The organism is Nocardia sp. NPDC051463 (genome assembly GCF_040681975.1).
Classification (GTDB): domain Bacteria; phylum Actinomycetota; class Actinomycetes; order Mycobacteriales; family Mycobacteriaceae; genus Nocardia.
The window spans coordinates 14433-32469 of sequence record NZ_JBFBAB010000033.1; the positions used below are offsets into that span (position 1 = coordinate 14433).

An 18037-nucleotide genomic window follows, 5' to 3' on the forward strand; every position below is an offset into this window, starting at 1 on the left:
GACAGAAAACCCTCGATGGGCGGGTCGGGCCACGGTGCAATCACCGCGGAAATGGTACAGGCAGCCAATCGCGTCGCTGAGGCGCTTGTTTACAAAGCGGCCCTGCAGATCAGCAAAGTGCACCGCGAATTCTCGCACGAGATACCAAACAGCCTCGAACGGTTCCAGCACAAAGACGAGCACCTCGCACGCGAGATCGACAGGATCAGGAACGGCCCGGCCGCACGCACGGACCGCGATACCGTCACCGAACATCCAGAATCGGGCGCAAATACGCGGGGACCGGTTCGCGGGCCGGACCCGACCGCTGAGGACGGGTTTCTGGACTTGCCCATCGAGGATCAGATACGCCGACTCGAGGAGGCGCACGGCATCCGCACCGACGCTGAGCGGGCACTCGAAATCAGCCTGTTCATGGAGGACAAGTTCCGCGACATCGCCTACATTTCCGGTCAGGCGCGACCAGAAACGGTGTTCGATGGGCCCGAGGGGTGGGCGAGCTGGCTCGATGCCCGACTGTTCGCGCGCCGGAACCTCGATCGCGAGATATCGGTGGACCTCATACAGGAAATACACTACAGACTGATAATCCGAAAAAATGCGGCGAGGGCAGGGGAACTCGGGCCCGGCGGAAAAGGAATGGCTGTATTAAGTCAGCCGTTATCCCGGAGCGAGCGGGCTGCCATCGAGGAAAACCCGCTGCTCACCCATGTTCCAGGTCCCTTCCGTAGCGAACCCTATGGCGTCGTGCTGTATCCCAAGGTCGAGGGTCAGCCCGGGCGTGCGGCTCGTTGGCTGACCGAACCGCCCAGCGACGTGGAACTGGCTGCGATCAGAGACGACCCGTTGCTGTCTTACGTGCGGCCGGGTTGGATCCGTTCGAATAATCAAGGCATTATCCTGTACCCGAACTTCGGCAGCGTAGATAATGCGAATGCATTTCATGGGTCGCTGTGCGGCCGGTACAACGATGCGACGGGACGACCCGGGTTCAGCCCGTATCAGTCTGCGGCGGAGTTTCAGAGGCAATTCATTTCTGCGCACGCATGGATCGGCGATTACCACGGCAGGCATTCGCGGATCCTGATGAATCATTTATTGGAGCGGGCGGGCAAGCCACCTGCCGCAGTCGCCGAGTTCGACAACGATATGCTCACTTCTCCATCACAGTGGGCGGACGCGGTCGAGGCCGGAAGCAACCGCTATGGGCATTGGCAGGACAAAATCGAACGATCGGGCGGGGACATCGAACCAGTGGACCTGTTCGATCTGGGACCGATGCAGCAGCTATATCCACAAATGGGGGGCGAGCCTTCCCCATTCGCATCGGGAGAGAAACACGACGTCGCTAAATACGGCGAGCTGCACAGGCAACTGCGCCTCGCGTCCGAGGAGTAGACATCGGTGTATTTTCGTCTGCCTCCATGCAGGGGGCCGAGGAGGTCAGGGATCGAAGCGATCGCGACGAACAGTGGCGGAAAAAGCTCGAACAGTCGGGCAGAGATATCGCTCCGGTGGACTTGTTCGATCTGAGACCGACGATGCAGCGGATCAGCATATAGGTGGCGGGCATGGCTGTCCCTACAGATTATCGACGCCCAGGGGCTGACCAGCAGGTTGCAGGATGCCGGCCGGGGTGACCGGAAGGTGATTCGAGCGGCGCAGACGGCCGGTTCCCGGTGCGCTCGCCCAAACCGTGAAGGCGAGCAGGCCGTCGAGGAACATCGCGAGCACGGCCACCAGCAGGGCGCCGACCAGGACGCGATCGTAGCGGTAGAGGCCGATGCCGTCGAAGATGTAGCGACCGAGACCGCCGAGGTTGACGTAGGCGGCGATGGTCGCGGTGGCGACCACCTGGAGGGTCGCGCCGCGCAGACCGGTGAGCAGGATCGGCAGTGCGTTGGGGACTTCGACCCGGAACAGGATCTGGGTTTCGGTCATACCCATAGCGCGGGACGCGTCGACGACATCCGCGGGCACATTGGCGATTCCGGCGTACGCGCCTGCCAGCAGCGGCGGGATGCCGACGGTGACGAGGGCCAGCAGCGGCGGGACAAGGCCGAGGCCCATCAGCAGCACCAGAAAGGTGAGCAGGCCGAGCGTCGGCAGGGCTCGCATGGCGTTGGCGAAGCCGACGAGCACGGCCGCACCGCGCTTGGTGTGGCCGATGATCAAACCGAGTGGCACGGCGACGACGGCGGACGCGGCGACCGCGAGGAAGCTGTACCAGAGGTGTTCGGCGATGCGGTGTTGGATGCCGGTCGGCCCGCTCCAGTTCGCGCCGTCGGTGAGGTAGTGCCAGGCGTCGAGGAAAAGGTTCATGCGGCAGTGCCTTTCGCTTTCGAAGCCCTGGCGTCGGCGCGCGCCCATGGCGTCGACCAGCGGCCCAGCGCGTACACCAGCCGGTCGAAGATCAAGGCCAGCGCGAGGGTCACGATGACGCCCGCGATGATCTCGTCCGGATAGTCACGCTGGTAGCCCTGGGTGAACAGCTTGCCGAGGCCGCCGACACCGATGAGGGCGCCGACCGAAACCATGGCGATATTGGAGACCACCACCACCCGGAGGCTGGATATGAAAACCGGTACGGCAAGCGGCATATCGACGGTCAAGGTCCGTCGCAACGGGCCGAATCCGACGGCATCCGCGGCATCGATCACGTTGGCGGGCACCGAATCCAGCGCTGTCGGCACCGCGATCACCAGCAGCGCAGTCGAATACAGGGTGAGTGCGATGATCACATTCATCGGGTCGATGGTGGAGATCCCGGCCAGCGGCGGAATGATCACGAACAACGCCAGCGACGGCACCGTGTAGGCCAGGCTCGACACCGTCACTGTGACACGCCGCAGCCAGGACACCCGACGAACCAGCGCCCCCACCGGAATCGCGATCACCAAACCCAGCGCCAGCGGTACCAGTGCCAAGTACAGGTGAGTCTTGGTGAACCCCATGATCTCCGAGAAGTTGTCGATCAAATACTGCACGAGACTGCCTCCCGCCGTAAGCGGGTCGCGACCGACGCGACATTCGGTGCGGCACTCATTGTGCGGCTTCTTGTTCGAAGTAGTGCCGGTTGCGTTCGGCGTCTTCGGCGGCCCGTTGCCCCGCCAGCTGCTCGAGGACTTCGGTGGCGAGCACGCCGCCACGGACGGCGCCCGAATCATCCACGGCGACACCGACTCCGGCCGGTGAGGAGATGGCCGCGTCGAGAGCTTGGCGCAGGTCGCCCGACGGCGTGAACAGCGAGCCGCCCGCCGACATGCTGTTGTGCGGGTCCCGTCCGGCGCGTACGGCCTCGACCCCGGTCACATCGACCCAGCCGACCGGCCGTTTGTCCGCGTCGACTACCAGCACCCAGTCACCGCGTTCCAACCGCAGTTTGGCCACCTCGTCGGCGGTCGCGGTCCGGATCTCGTGCAGCGGAACGTTGGTCGCGGTGCGGAAGGACAGGCCGCGATAGCCGCGATCGCGACCGACGAAGTCGGCGACGAAGTCGGTCGCGGGCTGGGCGAGGACGTGTTGGGGCGGATCGTATTGCTGTAGCACACCCCCGCGCCCGAATACCGCGACCCGATCGCCGAGGGTGATCGCCTCGTCGATGTCGTGGGTGACGAACACGATGGTCTTGTGCAATTCGGCTTGTAGCCTTTGCATTTCGACCTGTAGTTCGGCACGCACCACCGGGTCGACGGCGCTGAACGGCTCGTCCATCAGCAGGACCGGCGGATCGGCGGCCAAAGCCCGTGCCACCCCGACGCGCTGCTGTTGCCCACCGGAGAGTTGGGCGGGATACCGCCCGGCCAGCGAGCGGTCCAGACCCACCCGGTCCAGCACGTCGAGCGCCGCCGCACGCGCGGCGCGGCGCGAATCGCCACGCAGCACCGGCACCGTCGCGACATTGTCGACAACGGTCCGGTGCGGCAGCAGCCCGCCGCTCTGGATCACATACCCGATACCGAGCCGGAGTTCGACCGGATCGATTGTCGAAATATCCTGCCCGGCAATGGTGATCCTGCCGCCGGTCGGGCGGATCATCCGGTTGATCATCCGCATCGAAGTCGTCTTCCCGCAGCCGGACGGACCGACGAACACGGTGAACGAGCCCGATTCGATGCGCAGGTCGAGGTTGGTGACGGCATGGGTGCCATCCGGATAGGTCTTGCTGATACCGCTGAATTCGATATCGGACAACGCGTACTCCTGTGTTCGGCGCGGCGGGGCCTGCCCGCACACGGACGAGCGCAGGCGCTGCCACCGCTTATCCGGTCGGCTTATCCAGTCCTTGGGCGGCGACCCATGCCGCGGCGGCGGCCTTGGGCTCGGTCTTGCTGCTACCGGAGACCGCTTCGTTGAGTTCGATCAGTGCGTCGGTGGTCAACTTCGCGGAAACGGCGTTGAGCGCGGCGAGCGACCTGTCCGACTTCTTGGCCGCATTGAACAGCGGGACCACGTTCTGGGCCGGGAAGTTGTGCTTCGGATCCTCCAGCACCACAAGGTTGTTCTGTGCGATCGCGGGCGAGGTGGTGAAAATATTGGCCGCGGTCACCTGGCCGTCTACCAGCGCGCGCACCGTAGCGGGCCCGCCGCCGTCGGCGATCGGCACGAAGTTGTCGGCGGCGATGTCGAGGTTGTAGTTCTTCTTCAGTCCGGGCAGGCCGCCTGCCCGCTCCTGGAACTCGGCGGGCGCACCGAACTTCACCTCGGCCGAATGCGCGGCCAGATCGGCGATAGTGCGCAGGTTCCAGCGCTCGGCGGTCGCCTTGGTGACGACGACGGCGTCGGAATCCTGGCCGGGCGCCGGGGTGCCGATGGCCAGATCGGAGCCGAGCGCCTTGGTGAGCGCGGTGTCGATGTCGGCGGAGCTGGTCGCGGTCGCGCCCTTGTTCAGGTATTGCAGCAGGTTGCCGTTGTACTCCGGGATCACCGAGATGGCGCACTGGCGAAGCGCCGGGATGTAAGCTTCGCGGCTGCCGATATTGAGCCGGGTGTCCACCTTGAATCCGTTGGCCCGCAGCACTTCCGCATAGATATTGGCGACCGTCTCGGACTCGGGGAAGTTGGCGGAGCCGACGGTCAGCCCATCACCCTCGCAGCTGCCGGTTGCCGCGAGCGGATCGGAATTGCCACATGCGGACAGGATCATGGCGGCGGCCAGCGCTGCTGCGGCGACGAGGAACCGGGTCGCGCGCAGCGTCATGCGCAGCGCCGACCGCCCGTGCCGCGCGGCATCGGGGGAGATCGTGGTTTTCACTGGGGTCCTTCCGGCAAGGGCGAGCGGGTGCGACGGGCCGTGCCTCAACGGCCACCGGTACATTCTGTTAGTTCATACTGCCCGGTTCGTGGTGTTCCTGTTGGCTACGGAGAGTTGGTGTCGCCGGATGTTGCTGGCCGCGTGGAGGCGAGTGCTGGCTCGGGGTTTGGTCGTCGCGGCCCTCACGCTGGCCGTTTCCTGTGGAAACGATGACCAGGGCCCCACAATAGTGGTCGGCGCGGGCAATTCGATGGAATCAAATCTGCTTGCGCAAATCTATTCCGGAGCGCTCTCCCGTACCGGCGTGTCCACCTCCGTCGCACCGCATCTCGGCAATCGCACCGACTATTTCGCGGCATTGGACGCGGGCACCGTCGCGGTGCTCGGCGAACACACCGGCGAGTTGCTCACATTTCTCGATGCCAATTCGAAGGCACGCAAGCCGGTGGCTGCCACCGAGGTAGCGGCCGACGGAGTAAATCGGCAGGTGCCGGAACCATCGGTGCCTGACGCGGTGAACCGGTCGCTGCCCGAGGGGCTCGCGGTGTCGGATCCCGCGGACGGCACGGACATGCGACCGCGAATGCTGCTGACCGAGGCGGCGGCCACCCGCGATCGAGTCCGGTCGATCGGCGATCTCACGGCCCGCTGCGCCGAACTCGAGGTCGGCGTGGCTCCGGTGCCGGAGGTATTGCGCGCGCCCACCGCTACGCTGCGGGTTTCGGGCTGCGGCTTCGCCGGGACCAAGCTGTTCCCCGATGCCGCCGCCCTGCGAAAAGCCTTGCTGGACGGTGAGGTCCAAGCCGGAATCCTGGGTGGTCCGCTCGCACTCGCTCCTGGAGCGACCAACGGACTGACTGTTCTTTCCGACGACGACTACGCATTCCGTGCGGAGAATGTGCTGGCCGTGTACCGCAAGGGCGACCTCGGCGACCGGCAGATCCGGAAGCTGAACTACGTCGCAGGCGAGCTGACCACCGAAGACCTCGTCGACATGATCGGCCGGATCCGCGATGGTGCGGTCCCCGCCGAGGTGGCGCGCGATTGGCTCGATGCCCACGCTCTGTGAATTTCCGGTCGGCGTAGCGAACGTATTCGGCGCCCAGTAGGCTCGCTGCTCGCTGCTCGCTGCTCGCTGCTCGCTGCTCGCTGCTCGCGCCGGTCGGCTTGCCCCCCGCCGGAATCGCGGCCACGCTCACTAGTCCCGAAGTGCTGCTACTCGGTGGCGCTGCGGCCTTGCTGTCCTGGCGGTCGTCCCATACTTCAACCCGGCTTCTGGCATTTCCGTGTCGAACTCTTCCGATGCATCCGAAGCCGTGCCGACGGCCCAGCCGCGTAAACAACTGACACAGATAGTGCCACTTGCGGTGACACTATTCCTCACCGTATATTCCACGTGGAATATTGCAGCGGGGAGCATGTCGGTAGCTGCGACTATCGTGCGTGGTCTCGAGAATCAGTAGGAGGTAGCCGGATGGGTCAGCAGGCGCGCTCAGCGGTAACGCCCTTGGCGATCGCCGTGCTCGCACTGCTCGAAGAGCGGCCCATGCATCCCTACGAGATGTACCAATTACTGATCGCCCGCCGCGAAGACCGGCTGGTGAAGGTGCGGCCGGGCTCGCTCTATCACACGGTCGCGCGGCTGGCCGATCAGGAGCTGGTGTCAGCGGAAGGCGTCGAACGAGCGGGAAATCGGCCCGAGCGAACCACCTATCGAATCAGCGATAGCGGACGAACGGCGTTGCGCACCAGGATCGCCGAGATTCTACGCAATCCCGCACCGGAGTATCCGATGTTCCCCGTCGCGCTCGCGGAGGCGCACAACCTGCCGAAAGCGGACGTGCTCGCGCTGCTGCGGGAGCGCGTGGAGCACCTGGAACAAGACTTGGCCGACATCGAGATGATCGGCCGATGGGCAGGCATGAACGCGGTGCCGCGCCGCTATTGGATCGTGCTTCCGTACCTGCGTGCCACCATCGCCGCCGAGATCGCCTGGGTCGACGACCTCACCGCCGAGCTCGACAGCGGTGAGCTGGAATGGGAGGAATTCGATCCGACGACCGGTGCCCGGATCTCCGACCATCAGCACGCCTGGTCCGGAGGCGCTGAAACGGCGGAAGCCGCCCTGCCGCCGGTGCCTCGGCCCCCGGCGCGGACGAGCCCGACGCCGTGAACCGGTCATTCATCGAAACTTGGTCATCCGGAGACCTCCGAGATAGGAACGAAATCCATGTCCAACCAACGTAATCCGTGGCTGGCGCTCTTCGCGCTGGTCGTCGGCTTTTTCATGATCCTGCTGGACATGACGATCGTCGCGGTCGCCAACCCGGCCATCATGGTCGACCTCGGCGCCGATATCTCCCAGGTCATCTGGGTCACCAGTGCCTACCTGCTCACCTATGCGGTGCCGCTGCTGGTCACCGGCCGTCTCGGCGATCGATACGGCCCCAAGAACATCTACCTCATCGGACTCGCGGTCTTCACCGCCGCGTCGCTGTGGTGCGGCCTGTCCGGAACCATCACCATGTTGATCGCCGCGCGCGCCGTGCAGGGCCTCGGCGCCGCGTTGATGACGCCGCAGACCATGGCGGTGATCACCAGGACCTTCCCGCCGGACAAGCGCGGCGCGGCCATGGGCCTGTGGGGCGGCGTCGCCGGACTCGCCACTCTCGTCGGTCCGATCCTCGGTGGCGTGCTGGTCGACGGCCTCGGCTGGGAGTGGATCTTCATCGTCAACGTCCCGGTCGGCATCGTCGCCTTCGCGCTGGCGGTCTGGTTGGTGCCCGCGCTGCCGACGAACGAGCACAAGTTCGACATTCCCGGCGTGCTGCTCAGTGGAGTTGGTCTGTTCCTGCTGGTGTTCGGCATCCAGGAGGGCAATACCTACGACTGGTCGTTGCGCATCTGGCTGATGATCGGCGCCGGCGCGCTGATACTGGTGGCCTTCGTGGTGAACCAGGCGCGCAATACCGGTGAGCCGCTGTTGCCGTTGCGCCTGTTCCGCGACCGCAACTTCGGGCTGTCCAACCTGGCCATCGCCTCGATGGGCGCGGCGGTCACCTCGATGATGGTGCCGTCGTACTTCTACCTGCAGGCGGTGCGCGAGCTGTCACCGACCAGGTCCGCCTTGGTGTTCGCGCCGATGGCCATCGTGACCGGCATCCTCGCGCCGGTGATCGGCAAGTACTCCGACAGGTTCCATCCACGCATCGTGCCGACCATCGGCTTCATCGGTTTCGCGGCCTCGGTCTTCTGGTTCGCGGCAGTCATGACACCGCACTCGTCGATCGTGTGGTTCCTGTTGTCGGCCGCACTCGCCGGTGTCGCCAACGCCTGCATCTGGGCGCCATTGGCCTCGACCGCGACCCACAATTTGCCGGTGCAGTTGGCCGGCGCGGGCGCGGGCGTCTACAACACCACCCGCCAGGTGGGCTCGGTGCTCGGCAGCGCCGCAATCAGCGCTCTGGTCGCCGCGCGAATGACCGCCAACGGTCTGCACGGCGGCAAGGTCACCGAGGGCGCGGGCGGCCCGGTCCCCGAGGTGGTCAAGGACGCCTTCAGCACCGCCCTCGGCCAATCCATCCTGCTGCCCGCGGGCATCCTGCTGATCGGCGTCATCGCCTCGGCGCTGTTCATCCGCCACGGCGACGGTGCCACCGCGGGCCCGAAGTCCGCACCCGCCGAAGCCGACAGCGTCGCGGCCTGAGTTACCTGTGCCCCGTGAGCAATTCGCTCACGGGGCACACCTGTCCGCGCGCGAGTTCTCCCAGTCGATTGTCACTCGAACCGGTGCGATCAGCTCACCTGGACGGTGATGGTGGGGTAGCCGGTGGCGCCGTCGGGAACAACGTCGCGGCGGTCGGCGGTTTGGGTTTCACCGGTGCCGTCGGTGGCGCGGGCGCGGACGGTGTGGGTGCCGGGGGTGGCGTTCCAGTCGTAGACCCACTGGCGCCAGGTGTCGATGGACTGTTCGGTGGACAGACGGGCGGGTTGCCAGTCGCCGTTGTCGATTTGGATCTCCACGGCTCTGACACCGCGGTGCTGGGCCCAGGCGACACCGGCAATCGGGGTGGGGCCCGCCTTGATGCGGGCTCGGGATCGCGGGGTGTCGATGCGAGACTCGGTTTTGATCGGACCGTAGGCCGACCAGCCGCGGCGGGTCCAGTAGGCGGTGGCGCGGTCGAATCGGGTGACCTCGAGGTCGGTCACCCATTTGGTGGCGGAGACGTAGCCGTAGAGGCCCGGCACCACGAGCCGGGCCGGATAGCCGTGCGCGACCGGCAGTGGTTCGCCGTTCATACCGACCGCGAGCAGGGCGTCGCGGCCGTCGGTGAGGACCGCAAGCGGGCTGCCTGCGGTGAAGCCGTCGACGCTGCGCGAGAGCACCATGTCGGCGTCGGGCTGCGGGCCCGCCTCGGCGAGCAGCGCGTCGAGGCGATAGCCACGCCAGCGGGCATTGCCGATCAGATCGCCACCGACCGGATTCGAAACGCAAGCCAAGGTCACCAGGCTTTCGACGGCCGTCCGATTCGCGAGATCAGCCCAGGTGAGGTGGATTTCGCGATCCACCATGCCATGGATGCGCAGCGACCAATCATCGATGGACACCTGTGGAACGATCAGCGCGGTGTCGATTCGGTAGAAGTCGGTATTCGACGTCACATACGGTGTCAGTCCCGGCAACCGCAGATCCACACCCGGCGCGAGTGGTGCCTGCGGCTCGATCGGCTCCGGCAACTGCACCGCTGCCCGCTCGCCCGAAACATCGTGCCGTCGAGCACCGAGCAACCGCCCACCCACTCCGGCGAGCACGGCACTACCGCCGGTCACGAGAAGCCCGCGCAGTACCTGCCGCCGCTGCGGCGTCCCCGCCGCACCCAGCCTGGTGCGTCCGGCATCGTCTGTGCGCGTATTCACCGACCGTACCGTGGATCCGGGCGGAGTTCCTTCGACGGAGATATCTGTGGATTGTGTTGCGGCATGGGCATTGTGTTCGGTCGCGGCGGGATCTGCGGAACTCGCGGGGCTGGTGGTGCTCGGGGTGGGACCGGAGGCGCCGATGGCGGCCGAGGAAGATGCGGGGGCCATCGATTCGGCGGCCTCGTCGATGCGACGGGTCAGCACTCGCAAGGCGTAAATGCCTGCGGCGACGCCGATTACGGTGGGGACAGCGCCCGCGAGGCCGGTGCGATCGGCGGCGATCGCGGCGGCAACGAGACCGAAGAGGGCAAGCAGGATGGAGCCTGCGGCGCGGGTGCCGCGCTCGATCGCACCCGCGCCCGCGGCGACCAGGATCGCGACCACGGCCATGCAGAGGTACAGCACGGTCTTGTCGTTGGTTCCGAAGGTGGAGATCACCCATTCGCGCAGGCCATCGGGGGTGTGGTCGACGACGGTGGAACCGAGGGCGGCCAGTGGCGCGCGTTCGGGCCCCATGAAGGCGGCGAGCAGTTCGGCGACGCCGAGTGCGAGCCCGGCCGAAACGATCCCCGCCGTTACACGCTGTCCACGCAGGTCGGCCATAAGGCGAGCCTACTGCCGGATTTGCCGACACAGGACGACCTCTCGGTGCCTTACTTCCGCGTCCGCTGTACACCGGATGTTTCGGCCAGGCGCGAGTGGGATTCAGTTCGCCGAACCCTCGGGCTTGTGCCGCTGGTAATAGCGGGCAACGCGCACCCTGTTGCCGCAGCGCTGTGCCGAACACCAGCGCCGTCGGGGGTGAGTGGGCAGGAACAACAGCACGCAGTCGTCGGCTTCGCAGCGCTTGATTTTATCGATTGATGGGTCGGTGAGCAGGTCGATGGCGGACTCGGCCAGCGCCGCTGCGGCGGCGGCGCCGAGTGTGCCGTCGCGGTGAGCGGTCGCGACCACGGCGTCGCCGTTCCAGGTCAGCTCTCGGATGAGCGGTGCCGCGGCCTGGGCTCTTTCCAATCCACGCAGGGCGGTTGTGGGCGGCTGCTGCCCGGTCAGGAGGGCCTCGAGCGCGGCGGCGGTGTCTTCGCGTACCGCGCGGACGGCGATCAGATCGGTCGCGGTCGGCTGCTCGATGCCGACGCCGTGCAGCCGATCCGCTTGCCGCGCAAGCCAGTGCGCCAGCTGCTCCGCCGTGCCGAGCAGGTCCGGCCCGTCCGGTGCGGTGTTGACCAAGTCCAGCGCCAACGGCTCGCCGATCAGCAGGGTGGAATCACTCATGACTCTAATGCTACTCCAGTGGGTTGACGCATTAGGGTGCCATGGGCTAAAACTAATGCAACATCTCATCAAGAAAGCATGTGAACAGATGAACGCCTTGCCTCGAGTCGAGTACCGCAGCACCGACGTCGCCGGAGTCCGGGTTTTCTACCGGGAGTCGATCCCGGACCGCGCCGACGCGCCAGTGCTGTTGCTATTGCACGGTTTTCCCTCCGCCTCGCACCAATTCCGCAGGCTGATCGATGTCCTCGGCAGCCGATACCGGCTGATTGCCCCCGACTACCCAGGCTTCGGCAACACCATCGCCCCGGATGATTTCGAGTACACCTTCGATCGGCTCGCCGACGTGGTGGAGGGCTTCGTCGAACGCCTCGGCCTGCGCCGCTTCGCGATGTATGTCTTCGACTTCGGCGCTCCCGTCGGCTTCCGCATCGCCACCCGCCACCCCGAGTGGATCGCGGGCCTTGTGGTGCAGAACGGCAATGCCTACGAGGCAGGTCTGTCCGATGGCGCAAAGGAATTCACCGCATTGACCCCGCAGCAGGCGGGCGCCGAGGACACCATCCGCGGCTTGCTCACGTTGGAGGGTACCCGCGGCCAGTACGAGCACGGCGTCGCCGATCCCTCCGTGATCTCGCCGGAATCCTGGACTCTCGATCAGCACTTCCTCGACCTGCCCGGCCGCAAGGAAGCACAGGTAGCACTGGCCTTCGACTACAAGTCCAACGTCGCCGCCTATCCGGAATGGCAGGCCTGGCTGCGCAAGTACACCCCGCCGGCCCTGATTGTCTGGGGCGCGAACGACCCCTTCTTCCCCGCTCCCGGGGCGCACGCCTACCTCGCCGATCTCTCGGATGCCGAGTTGCACCTTTTCGACACCGGTCACTTCGCGTTGGAAACGCACCTGGTCGACATCGCACCGCTGATCGCGAGCTTCCTCGACAAGCTCGCCGCCTAGGCGAAAGACGCTGACGCCCAGCCCAGGCGTGCGGTCGTGTCGGGTACTCCACGAACTGCTCTCGCCCGGGCGTGGTCACCGTCGCGATCGGCATCTCGGCGCAGTCGTCTGGGTGTCGTTCGACAAGCTCGCCGAGGCGTTGGACCCAGCCGGCCGCCACGCCTCCGACGGCGGACAAATAAGTGTGGCCCGCGACAGGTACCTGTCGCGGGCCACACGTCGTCCGGAACTACCTCAGCTGTAGATCTTCTCCACCTCGGAGGCGTACTGCTTCATGACCACCGCGCGCTTGAGCGACATCTTCGGGGTCAGCTCGCCGGTTTCCTGGGTCCAGTCGACGGGCAGGATGCGGATCTTCTTGATCGCCTCGGCGTGCGACACCTTCTTGTTGGTGTCGGCGATCGCGGCATCGACCTCCGCGACCAGTTCGGGGTGCTCGATCAGCTTCTCGATCGGGGTGTCCGCGGGCAGGTTGTGGCGTTCCTTCCAGCCCGGAAGCGCCTCCGGATCCAGGGTGATCAGCGCGCCGATGAACGGCTGACCGTCACCGACGACCATCACCTGACTGATCAGCGGATGCGACCGCAGCGAATCCTCCATCAGTCCGGGGGAGACGTTCTTGCCGCCCGCGGTGACGATGATTTCCTTCTTGCGGCCGGTGATGGTGACGTACCCGTCGGCATCGATGGCGCCGAGGTCACCGGTCTTGAACCAGCCGTCGGCGAACGCTTCCTCGGTGGCCGTCGGGTTGCCCCAGTAGCCGTTGAACACCACAGAACCGCGCAGCAGCAACTCGCCGTCCTCGGCGATCTTGACGGCGTGGCCCTCGATCGGCTTGCCGACGGTGCCGACCCGGAGGTTCTCCGGAGTATTGACGGTGATGGCCGCGGTGGTCTCGGTGAGCCCGTAGCCCTCGTAGATGGTGACGCCGACGCCACGGAAGAAGTGGCCAAGACGTGCGCCGAGCGGTCCACCGCCGGATACCGCGGCCTCACACTGTCCGCCGAGCGCGACGCGCAGCTTGCTGTAGACGAGCTTGTCGAACAGCGTGTGCTTCAGCTTCAGCACCAGGCCGGGGCCACCGCTGTCGAGTGACTCGCTCCAGGCGATGGCGGTCTCGGCGGCCGCGTCGAAGATCTTGCCCTTGCCACCGTCGTGCGCCTTCTGCTTCGCGCTGTTGAACACCTTCTCGAACACGCGCGGCACCGCGAGGATGAAGTGCGGGCGGTAGCTGCCGAACTGGTCGACCAGGGTGGACCAGTCGGAGGTGAAGGCGACGATGACCTTGGCGTCGAAGGCAGCCAGCGTGACGCCGCGCGCGAAGACGTGCGCGAGCGGCAGGAACATCAGCGTCTTCTTGCCCGCGGTGACGTACTTGTTCAGCGCGATACGGTCGGACTTCGACTCGGCGTAGAGATTCGAGTGCGAGAGCATGACGCCCTTGGGGCGACCGGTGGTGCCGGAGGTGTAGATCAAGGTCGCGGGCGAGGCCGCGTTGACCTGTGCGCGGCGGGCGTGCACGGCCTCGTCGTCCAGGTCGGCGCCACGGGTGGTGAGCTCCTCGATCGCGCCCTTGTCGATCTGCAGGGTTTCCTTCAGATCGGTCAGCGCGCCCGCGTCGATCTCGTCGATGACCGCGCGGTGTTTGTCGCTGTCGACCACGAGCAGCTTGGTGGCGGAGTCCTGCAGGATCCACTTGGCCTGCTCGGCCGCGGAGCTGTCGTAGATGGCGACGGTGCAGCCACCGGCAGCCCAGATGGCGAAGTCCAGCACGGCCCACTCGTAGCGGGTCGGGGCCATGATGGCGACGCGGTCGCCGAGTTCGATACCCGAGGCGATCAAGCCCTTGGCGACGTCGGTGACGGCCTTCGCGAATTCCGCGGCGGTCACATCGGCGAATCCGCCATTGCCGTTCGGAACGTTGAAGAGCACCGCGCCCGGCGACTGCTCGGCGTGCCGGAAGACGTTATCGGAATTGTTCGCGTCTTCCGGAATGGTGTAGGAAGCCGGGACTTCGAACTCTCGCATCAGTGCCCTTCCACGTGGTTTTACTCGCCAGTAATCTACGACACCTGAGACCGGGCCATTCCCTCGACCACCGAAAAGTGATCCGGTGCGAAAATGGCGGCCGATCGAGGTCTTAATCGTACGCAGCCGGACCCGGCCCGTCCTCGGCTTTGCGTGGGCCGGGACGACGAGGCGGCTGCTTATCCTAGGTCGCGAGCGGACGCCGGTTGGATCGCGTCGCGCAGAAATGCGGCCAGTTCGGTCAGTGCCGCCGCGGCAGGTGCGACGAGCGCGGCCTGCAACTGCGCGACGTGCCACAGTCCTCGCGTCTGGGTGAACTGCACCTGCACGCCCGCGGCCCGCAGTGCGACGACCAACTCGGTGCATTGGCTGTGCAGCAGCTCGCTCGTGTCGACTTGCACGTAGGTCGGCGGCAGGCCGCGCAGCTCGCCGGTCAACGGGGCGTAACCGGGGTCTGTCGAATCGCCGCCGCCGAGATAGGCGGCAGCGCATGCCCGCGACCACGGCCTGTTGATCACCAGGTCGCGGTGGCGCTCGGGGATCTGGTTCGGATCGGCCCAAGGCGCGATCAGTCCGAGCGCCGCGGGCGTGTGCCCGTGCTGGGCGATCAGTCGCTGCGCCGTGGCAAGTGACAGCCCGCCGCCCGCCGAATCGCCGGCGAGGGCGATGTTGCCGGGAGGATAGCCCACGCCCTCGACCAGCTCGAGGAAAGCCAACTCGGCGTCGTCGAGCCCGGCGGGGAACGGGTGCTCCGGCGCCAGCCGGTAGTCGAGAACGTAGACCGTGCAGCCGGTTTCGTGGGCAAGTCGGGCGGCAAGCGAACGGTGCGTCGCGAGCGAACCGATTGCGTAGCCGCCCCCGTGCAGGTAGAGGATCGCGCCTCGCGCGGTCGCGCCGCGCGGAGATTGCGAACCCGCCGAGATCTGCTCGGCGGGCCTGCCACCGAGGCGCAGCTTGCGCACGGCAGTTCCCGCGGGCAGTGACTGCGCGCGGGAACCGATGTCGAGCAACAGCCGTTGCCATCGCCACGGCATCCGCTCGTTCAGCGTCACTCGGAAGATCGGACGCAGCACCGCCCGTGCGACGGGTAGCGGAAGGTTGATGTCGCGCATGGTGTTTCCTCGACTGTGCCTTCTCGTGATCAGAGCTGGAACCGGCGATTCACCACGGCGGCGATGCGCTGGTAACCGGAAGCGGTGACACGGACGAACAGGTCGAGGGCCTTCGCCTCCCAGCCGATCAGCACCCGGCCGTGCCCCTTGCGCACGCCCTCGGTGATGGTCTGCGCGGCCATCTCAGGGGTGTGCATCGCCAGCTTCTTGTCGAACATCGATGCGGCATTCTTGCCGTCGATGCCCTCAGCGTAGGTGGCGTTGCGGGCCACCGCGGTCTTGATGCCGCCGGGATGCACGCAGGTCACCTGGACCGGGTGCCTGCCGACCAGCATCTCCTGGCGCAGCGACTCGGTGAACCCACGCACTGCGAATTTGGCTGCGTTGTACGCACTCTGGCCTGGCACCGCGATCAGGCCGAACAGGCTGGACACATTGACGACATGGCCGGCGCCGGACTCGATCAGCATCGGCAGGAACGCCTTGGTGCCGTTGACGACACCCCAGAAGTCGACGTCCATGATGCGTTCGATGTCCTTGAACTCCGAACGGATCACCTCGCCGTGGTAGGCGATGCCCGCGTTGTTGTAGACCTGATTGACCGTGCCGAAGTGCGCTTTGACGGCGTCGGCGTAGAGCAGCACGGCCTCGCGCTCGGCCACATTGATCCGGTCCGACTTCACTTCGGCGCCGAGCGCTTGGCAGCGGCGGACCGTTTCGGCGAGGCCCTCGGTGTCGATATCGGACAGCGCGAGCTTGGCACCGCGCGTGGCGAGGTTCTCCGCGAGCGCGCGGCCGATGCCGGAGCCCGCACCGGTGATTACACAGACCTTGCCCTTGAAGTAAGCGTCATTGCGCCCACCCTTCTCCCGGTCGCCACCCCTCATCGAATCGCTGCGCGATGCTGTATTCACTGTGAAGCCACCACTTTCAGATCGTTTCGGGAATCATTGCTTGTCGTTTCGTATGCGGCGACATCGAATGTTCTTGTCAGCCTGCGGAATTCGAAAGTGAAGTCGGGCCACAGCGTGGTGTTGTTGCCGTGCTTGTCCAGATACCAGCTCGAGCAGCCGCCGGTATTCCACACGCTGCCTTCCAACTTGCTCTTCAGTTCCGCGTTGTATGCGTCCTGCGCGTCGCGGCGCACCTCGACGGTGCGCAGGCCGAGTCGGTCCACCGTGGCCAGCGCGTCGGCGATGTAGTTGATCTGAGATTCGATCATGAACACCATCGAGGTGTGGCCGAGGCCGACGTTCGGCCCGAGCAGGAAGAACATATTCGGGAAGTTGGCGATCGAGGAACCCTTGTAGCCCTGCTGGCCGATCTCGTCGAACACTTCCGAAAGCGTGCGCCCGTCCTTGCCCGCGATGGTGTTGTAGGCAGGGGAATCGGTGACGTGGAAGCCGGTCGCCACGATGAGGGCGTCGATCTCGCGCTCGGTGCCGTCCTTGGTGACGATCGAATTCTCGCGGACCTCGGCGATGCCGTCGGTGATCACGTCCACGTTGTCGCGGCCGAGCGCGGGGTAGTACTCGTTGGAGATCAGCATGCGCTTGCAGCCGATCCGGAAGTTCGGTGTCACCTTGGCGCGCAACTCGCGATCGCGGATCTCGAGCCTCAGTTTGGCCCGCGCGATCAGCTCGAACGCCTCCATCAACGCGGGAATCTTGGCCAGGCCGACGACCTGGGTCTCGCGGGCGGCGTAGATGGCGGCGCGGGAGAGGCGCTGGAAGCCGGGGATGTGTGTGAAGGCCAGGCGTTCGGGCAGCGTGTAGGGCCGGTCCATGCGGGGCAGCAGCCACGGTGCGGTGCGCTGGTAGACATCGAGGTGGGCGACATGGGGCGCGATGGACGGCACGATCTGGATGGACGAGGCGCCGGTGCCGATGATCGCGACACGCTTGCCGGTCAGTTCCGCGTCGTGGTTCCAGCGGGCGGAGTGGAAGATCTCGCCCTTGAAGTTGTTGATGCCTTTGATATCCGGCAGCGCGGGCTCGCACAGCGCGCCGACCGCCGAGACCACGGTGTCTGCGGTGAAGCTGCCCTTCGCGGACTCGACCTCCCACCGGTTGGTGTCGGTGTTCCAGCGCGCGGAGGTCACATCGCAGTCGAAGAGGTGCTTGTCGAGCACGTTGTATTTCTGGGCGACGCCCTGGATGTACTGCTGGATCTCACCCTGCTTGGAGAACGAGCGCGACCAGTTCGGGTTGAGCGCGAAAGAGTACGAGTACAGGTGTGAAGGCACGTCGCAGGCGGCGCCCGGGTAGGTGTTGTCGCGCCAGGTGCCACCGACATCGCTGCCGCGTTCCAGTACCAGGTAATCGGTGCTGCCCTGCTGGCTCAAGCGAATGGCCAGGCCGAGGCCGGCGAACCCGCTGCCGATGATGATCGTCTTGACGTGACGGGCGGGGCGGTTGGCGACAGCTTTGTCTGTAACCTTGCGACTCATATAGGCGACAGTACGGTCTTATTGAGCATGAGTCAACGGTA

15 protein-coding genes are annotated in these 18037 nt (G+C 65.8%); 5 read left to right on the forward strand and 10 right to left on the reverse strand.

Annotated features, from left to right (window positions below; genetic code table 11):
- Positions 1-15 precede the first annotated feature (15 nt).
- Positions 16-1398: a hypothetical protein gene (locus AB0M74_RS30340; protein WP_366529724.1), complete on the forward strand. Its 1383-nt coding sequence runs from the start codon at positions 16-18 to the stop codon at positions 1396-1398.
- 183 nt (positions 1399-1581) lie between these two features.
- Here AB0M74_RS30340 and AB0M74_RS30345 read toward each other — a convergent pair whose 3' ends face one another.
- From AB0M74_RS30345 to AB0M74_RS30360, 4 genes are all read right to left on the reverse strand, one after another.
- Positions 1582-2322: an ABC transporter permease gene (locus AB0M74_RS30345; RefSeq protein WP_366529725.1), complete on the reverse strand. Its 741-nt coding sequence runs from the start codon at positions 2320-2322 to the stop codon at positions 1582-1584.
- Positions 2319-2987 (reverse strand): ABC transporter permease, encoded by a 669-nt coding sequence (locus AB0M74_RS30350; RefSeq protein WP_366529726.1) that lies wholly within the window; start codon positions 2985-2987, stop codon positions 2319-2321. The genes AB0M74_RS30345 and AB0M74_RS30350 overlap by 4 nt, the downstream gene beginning before the upstream one ends.
- A 55-nt stretch (positions 2988-3042) precedes the next feature.
- Entirely contained in the window at positions 3043-4194 is a 1152-nt protein-coding gene (locus AB0M74_RS30355; RefSeq protein WP_366529727.1) for an ABC transporter ATP-binding protein, read from the reverse strand.
- Between the two features lie 67 nt (positions 4195-4261).
- Positions 4262-5200, reverse strand: coding sequence for an ABC transporter substrate-binding protein (locus AB0M74_RS30360; RefSeq protein ID WP_366529779.1), 939 nt, complete (start codon positions 5198-5200; stop codon positions 4262-4264).
- A 181-nt stretch (positions 5201-5381) separates the two neighbouring features.
- On the opposite strand from AB0M74_RS30360, the gene AB0M74_RS30365 reads away from it, so the two are divergent.
- The 3 genes from AB0M74_RS30365 (at position 5382) to AB0M74_RS30375 (ending at position 8960) form a co-directional block, all read left to right on the forward strand.
- Positions 5382-6323, forward strand: coding sequence for a glycine betaine ABC transporter substrate-binding protein (locus AB0M74_RS30365; protein ID WP_366529780.1), 942 nt, complete (start codon positions 5382-5384; stop codon positions 6321-6323).
- 405 nt (positions 6324-6728) lie between these two features.
- Positions 6729-7427, forward strand: coding sequence for a PadR family transcriptional regulator (locus AB0M74_RS30370; protein ID WP_366529728.1), 699 nt, complete (start codon positions 6729-6731; stop codon positions 7425-7427).
- A 57-nt stretch (positions 7428-7484) separates the two neighbouring features.
- A complete protein-coding gene (locus AB0M74_RS30375) occupies positions 7485-8960 on the forward strand; it encodes a DHA2 family efflux MFS transporter permease subunit (protein ID WP_366529729.1) in 1476 nt (491 codons plus the stop codon).
- A gap of 89 nt (positions 8961-9049) precedes the next feature.
- Here AB0M74_RS30375 and AB0M74_RS30380 read toward each other — a convergent pair whose 3' ends face one another.
- Complete coding sequence (locus AB0M74_RS30380) at positions 9050-10777, reverse strand: molybdopterin-dependent oxidoreductase (protein WP_366529730.1); 1728 nt, start codon at positions 10775-10777, stop codon at positions 9050-9052.
- A 102-nt stretch (positions 10778-10879) separates the two neighbouring features.
- Positions 10880-11449: an ABATE domain-containing protein gene (locus tag AB0M74_RS30385; protein WP_366529731.1), complete on the reverse strand. Its 570-nt coding sequence runs from the start codon at positions 11447-11449 to the stop codon at positions 10880-10882.
- Positions 11450-11537: 88 nt separating this feature from the next.
- Between AB0M74_RS30385 and AB0M74_RS30390 the strand changes: the two genes are divergently transcribed.
- A complete protein-coding gene (locus tag AB0M74_RS30390) occupies positions 11538-12407 on the forward strand; it encodes an alpha/beta hydrolase (RefSeq protein ID WP_366529732.1) in 870 nt (289 codons plus the stop codon).
- A gap of 234 nt (positions 12408-12641) precedes the next feature.
- Here AB0M74_RS30390 and AB0M74_RS30395 read toward each other — a convergent pair whose 3' ends face one another.
- The 4 genes from AB0M74_RS30395 to AB0M74_RS30410 all read right to left on the reverse strand — a co-directional run bounded on the left by AB0M74_RS30395 (position 12642) and on the right by AB0M74_RS30410 (position 17996).
- The gene (locus AB0M74_RS30395) at positions 12642-14435 is read right to left on the reverse strand and encodes a long-chain fatty acid--CoA ligase (RefSeq protein WP_366529733.1); all 1794 of its coding nucleotides are present in this window, start codon (positions 14433-14435) and stop codon (positions 12642-12644) included.
- A gap of 179 nt (positions 14436-14614) precedes the next feature.
- Positions 14615-15547: an alpha/beta hydrolase gene (locus AB0M74_RS30400; RefSeq protein WP_366529734.1), complete on the reverse strand. Its 933-nt coding sequence runs from the start codon at positions 15545-15547 to the stop codon at positions 14615-14617.
- Positions 15548-15576: 29 nt separating this feature from the next.
- The gene (locus AB0M74_RS30405) at positions 15577-16434 is read right to left on the reverse strand and encodes an SDR family NAD(P)-dependent oxidoreductase (protein WP_366529781.1); all 858 of its coding nucleotides are present in this window, start codon (positions 16432-16434) and stop codon (positions 15577-15579) included.
- A gap of 23 nt (positions 16435-16457) precedes the next feature.
- On the reverse strand, positions 16458-17996 hold the full coding sequence (locus tag AB0M74_RS30410; protein WP_366529735.1) for an NAD(P)/FAD-dependent oxidoreductase: 1539 nt from the start codon (positions 17994-17996) through the stop codon (positions 16458-16460).
- Positions 17997-18037 lie beyond the last annotated feature (41 nt).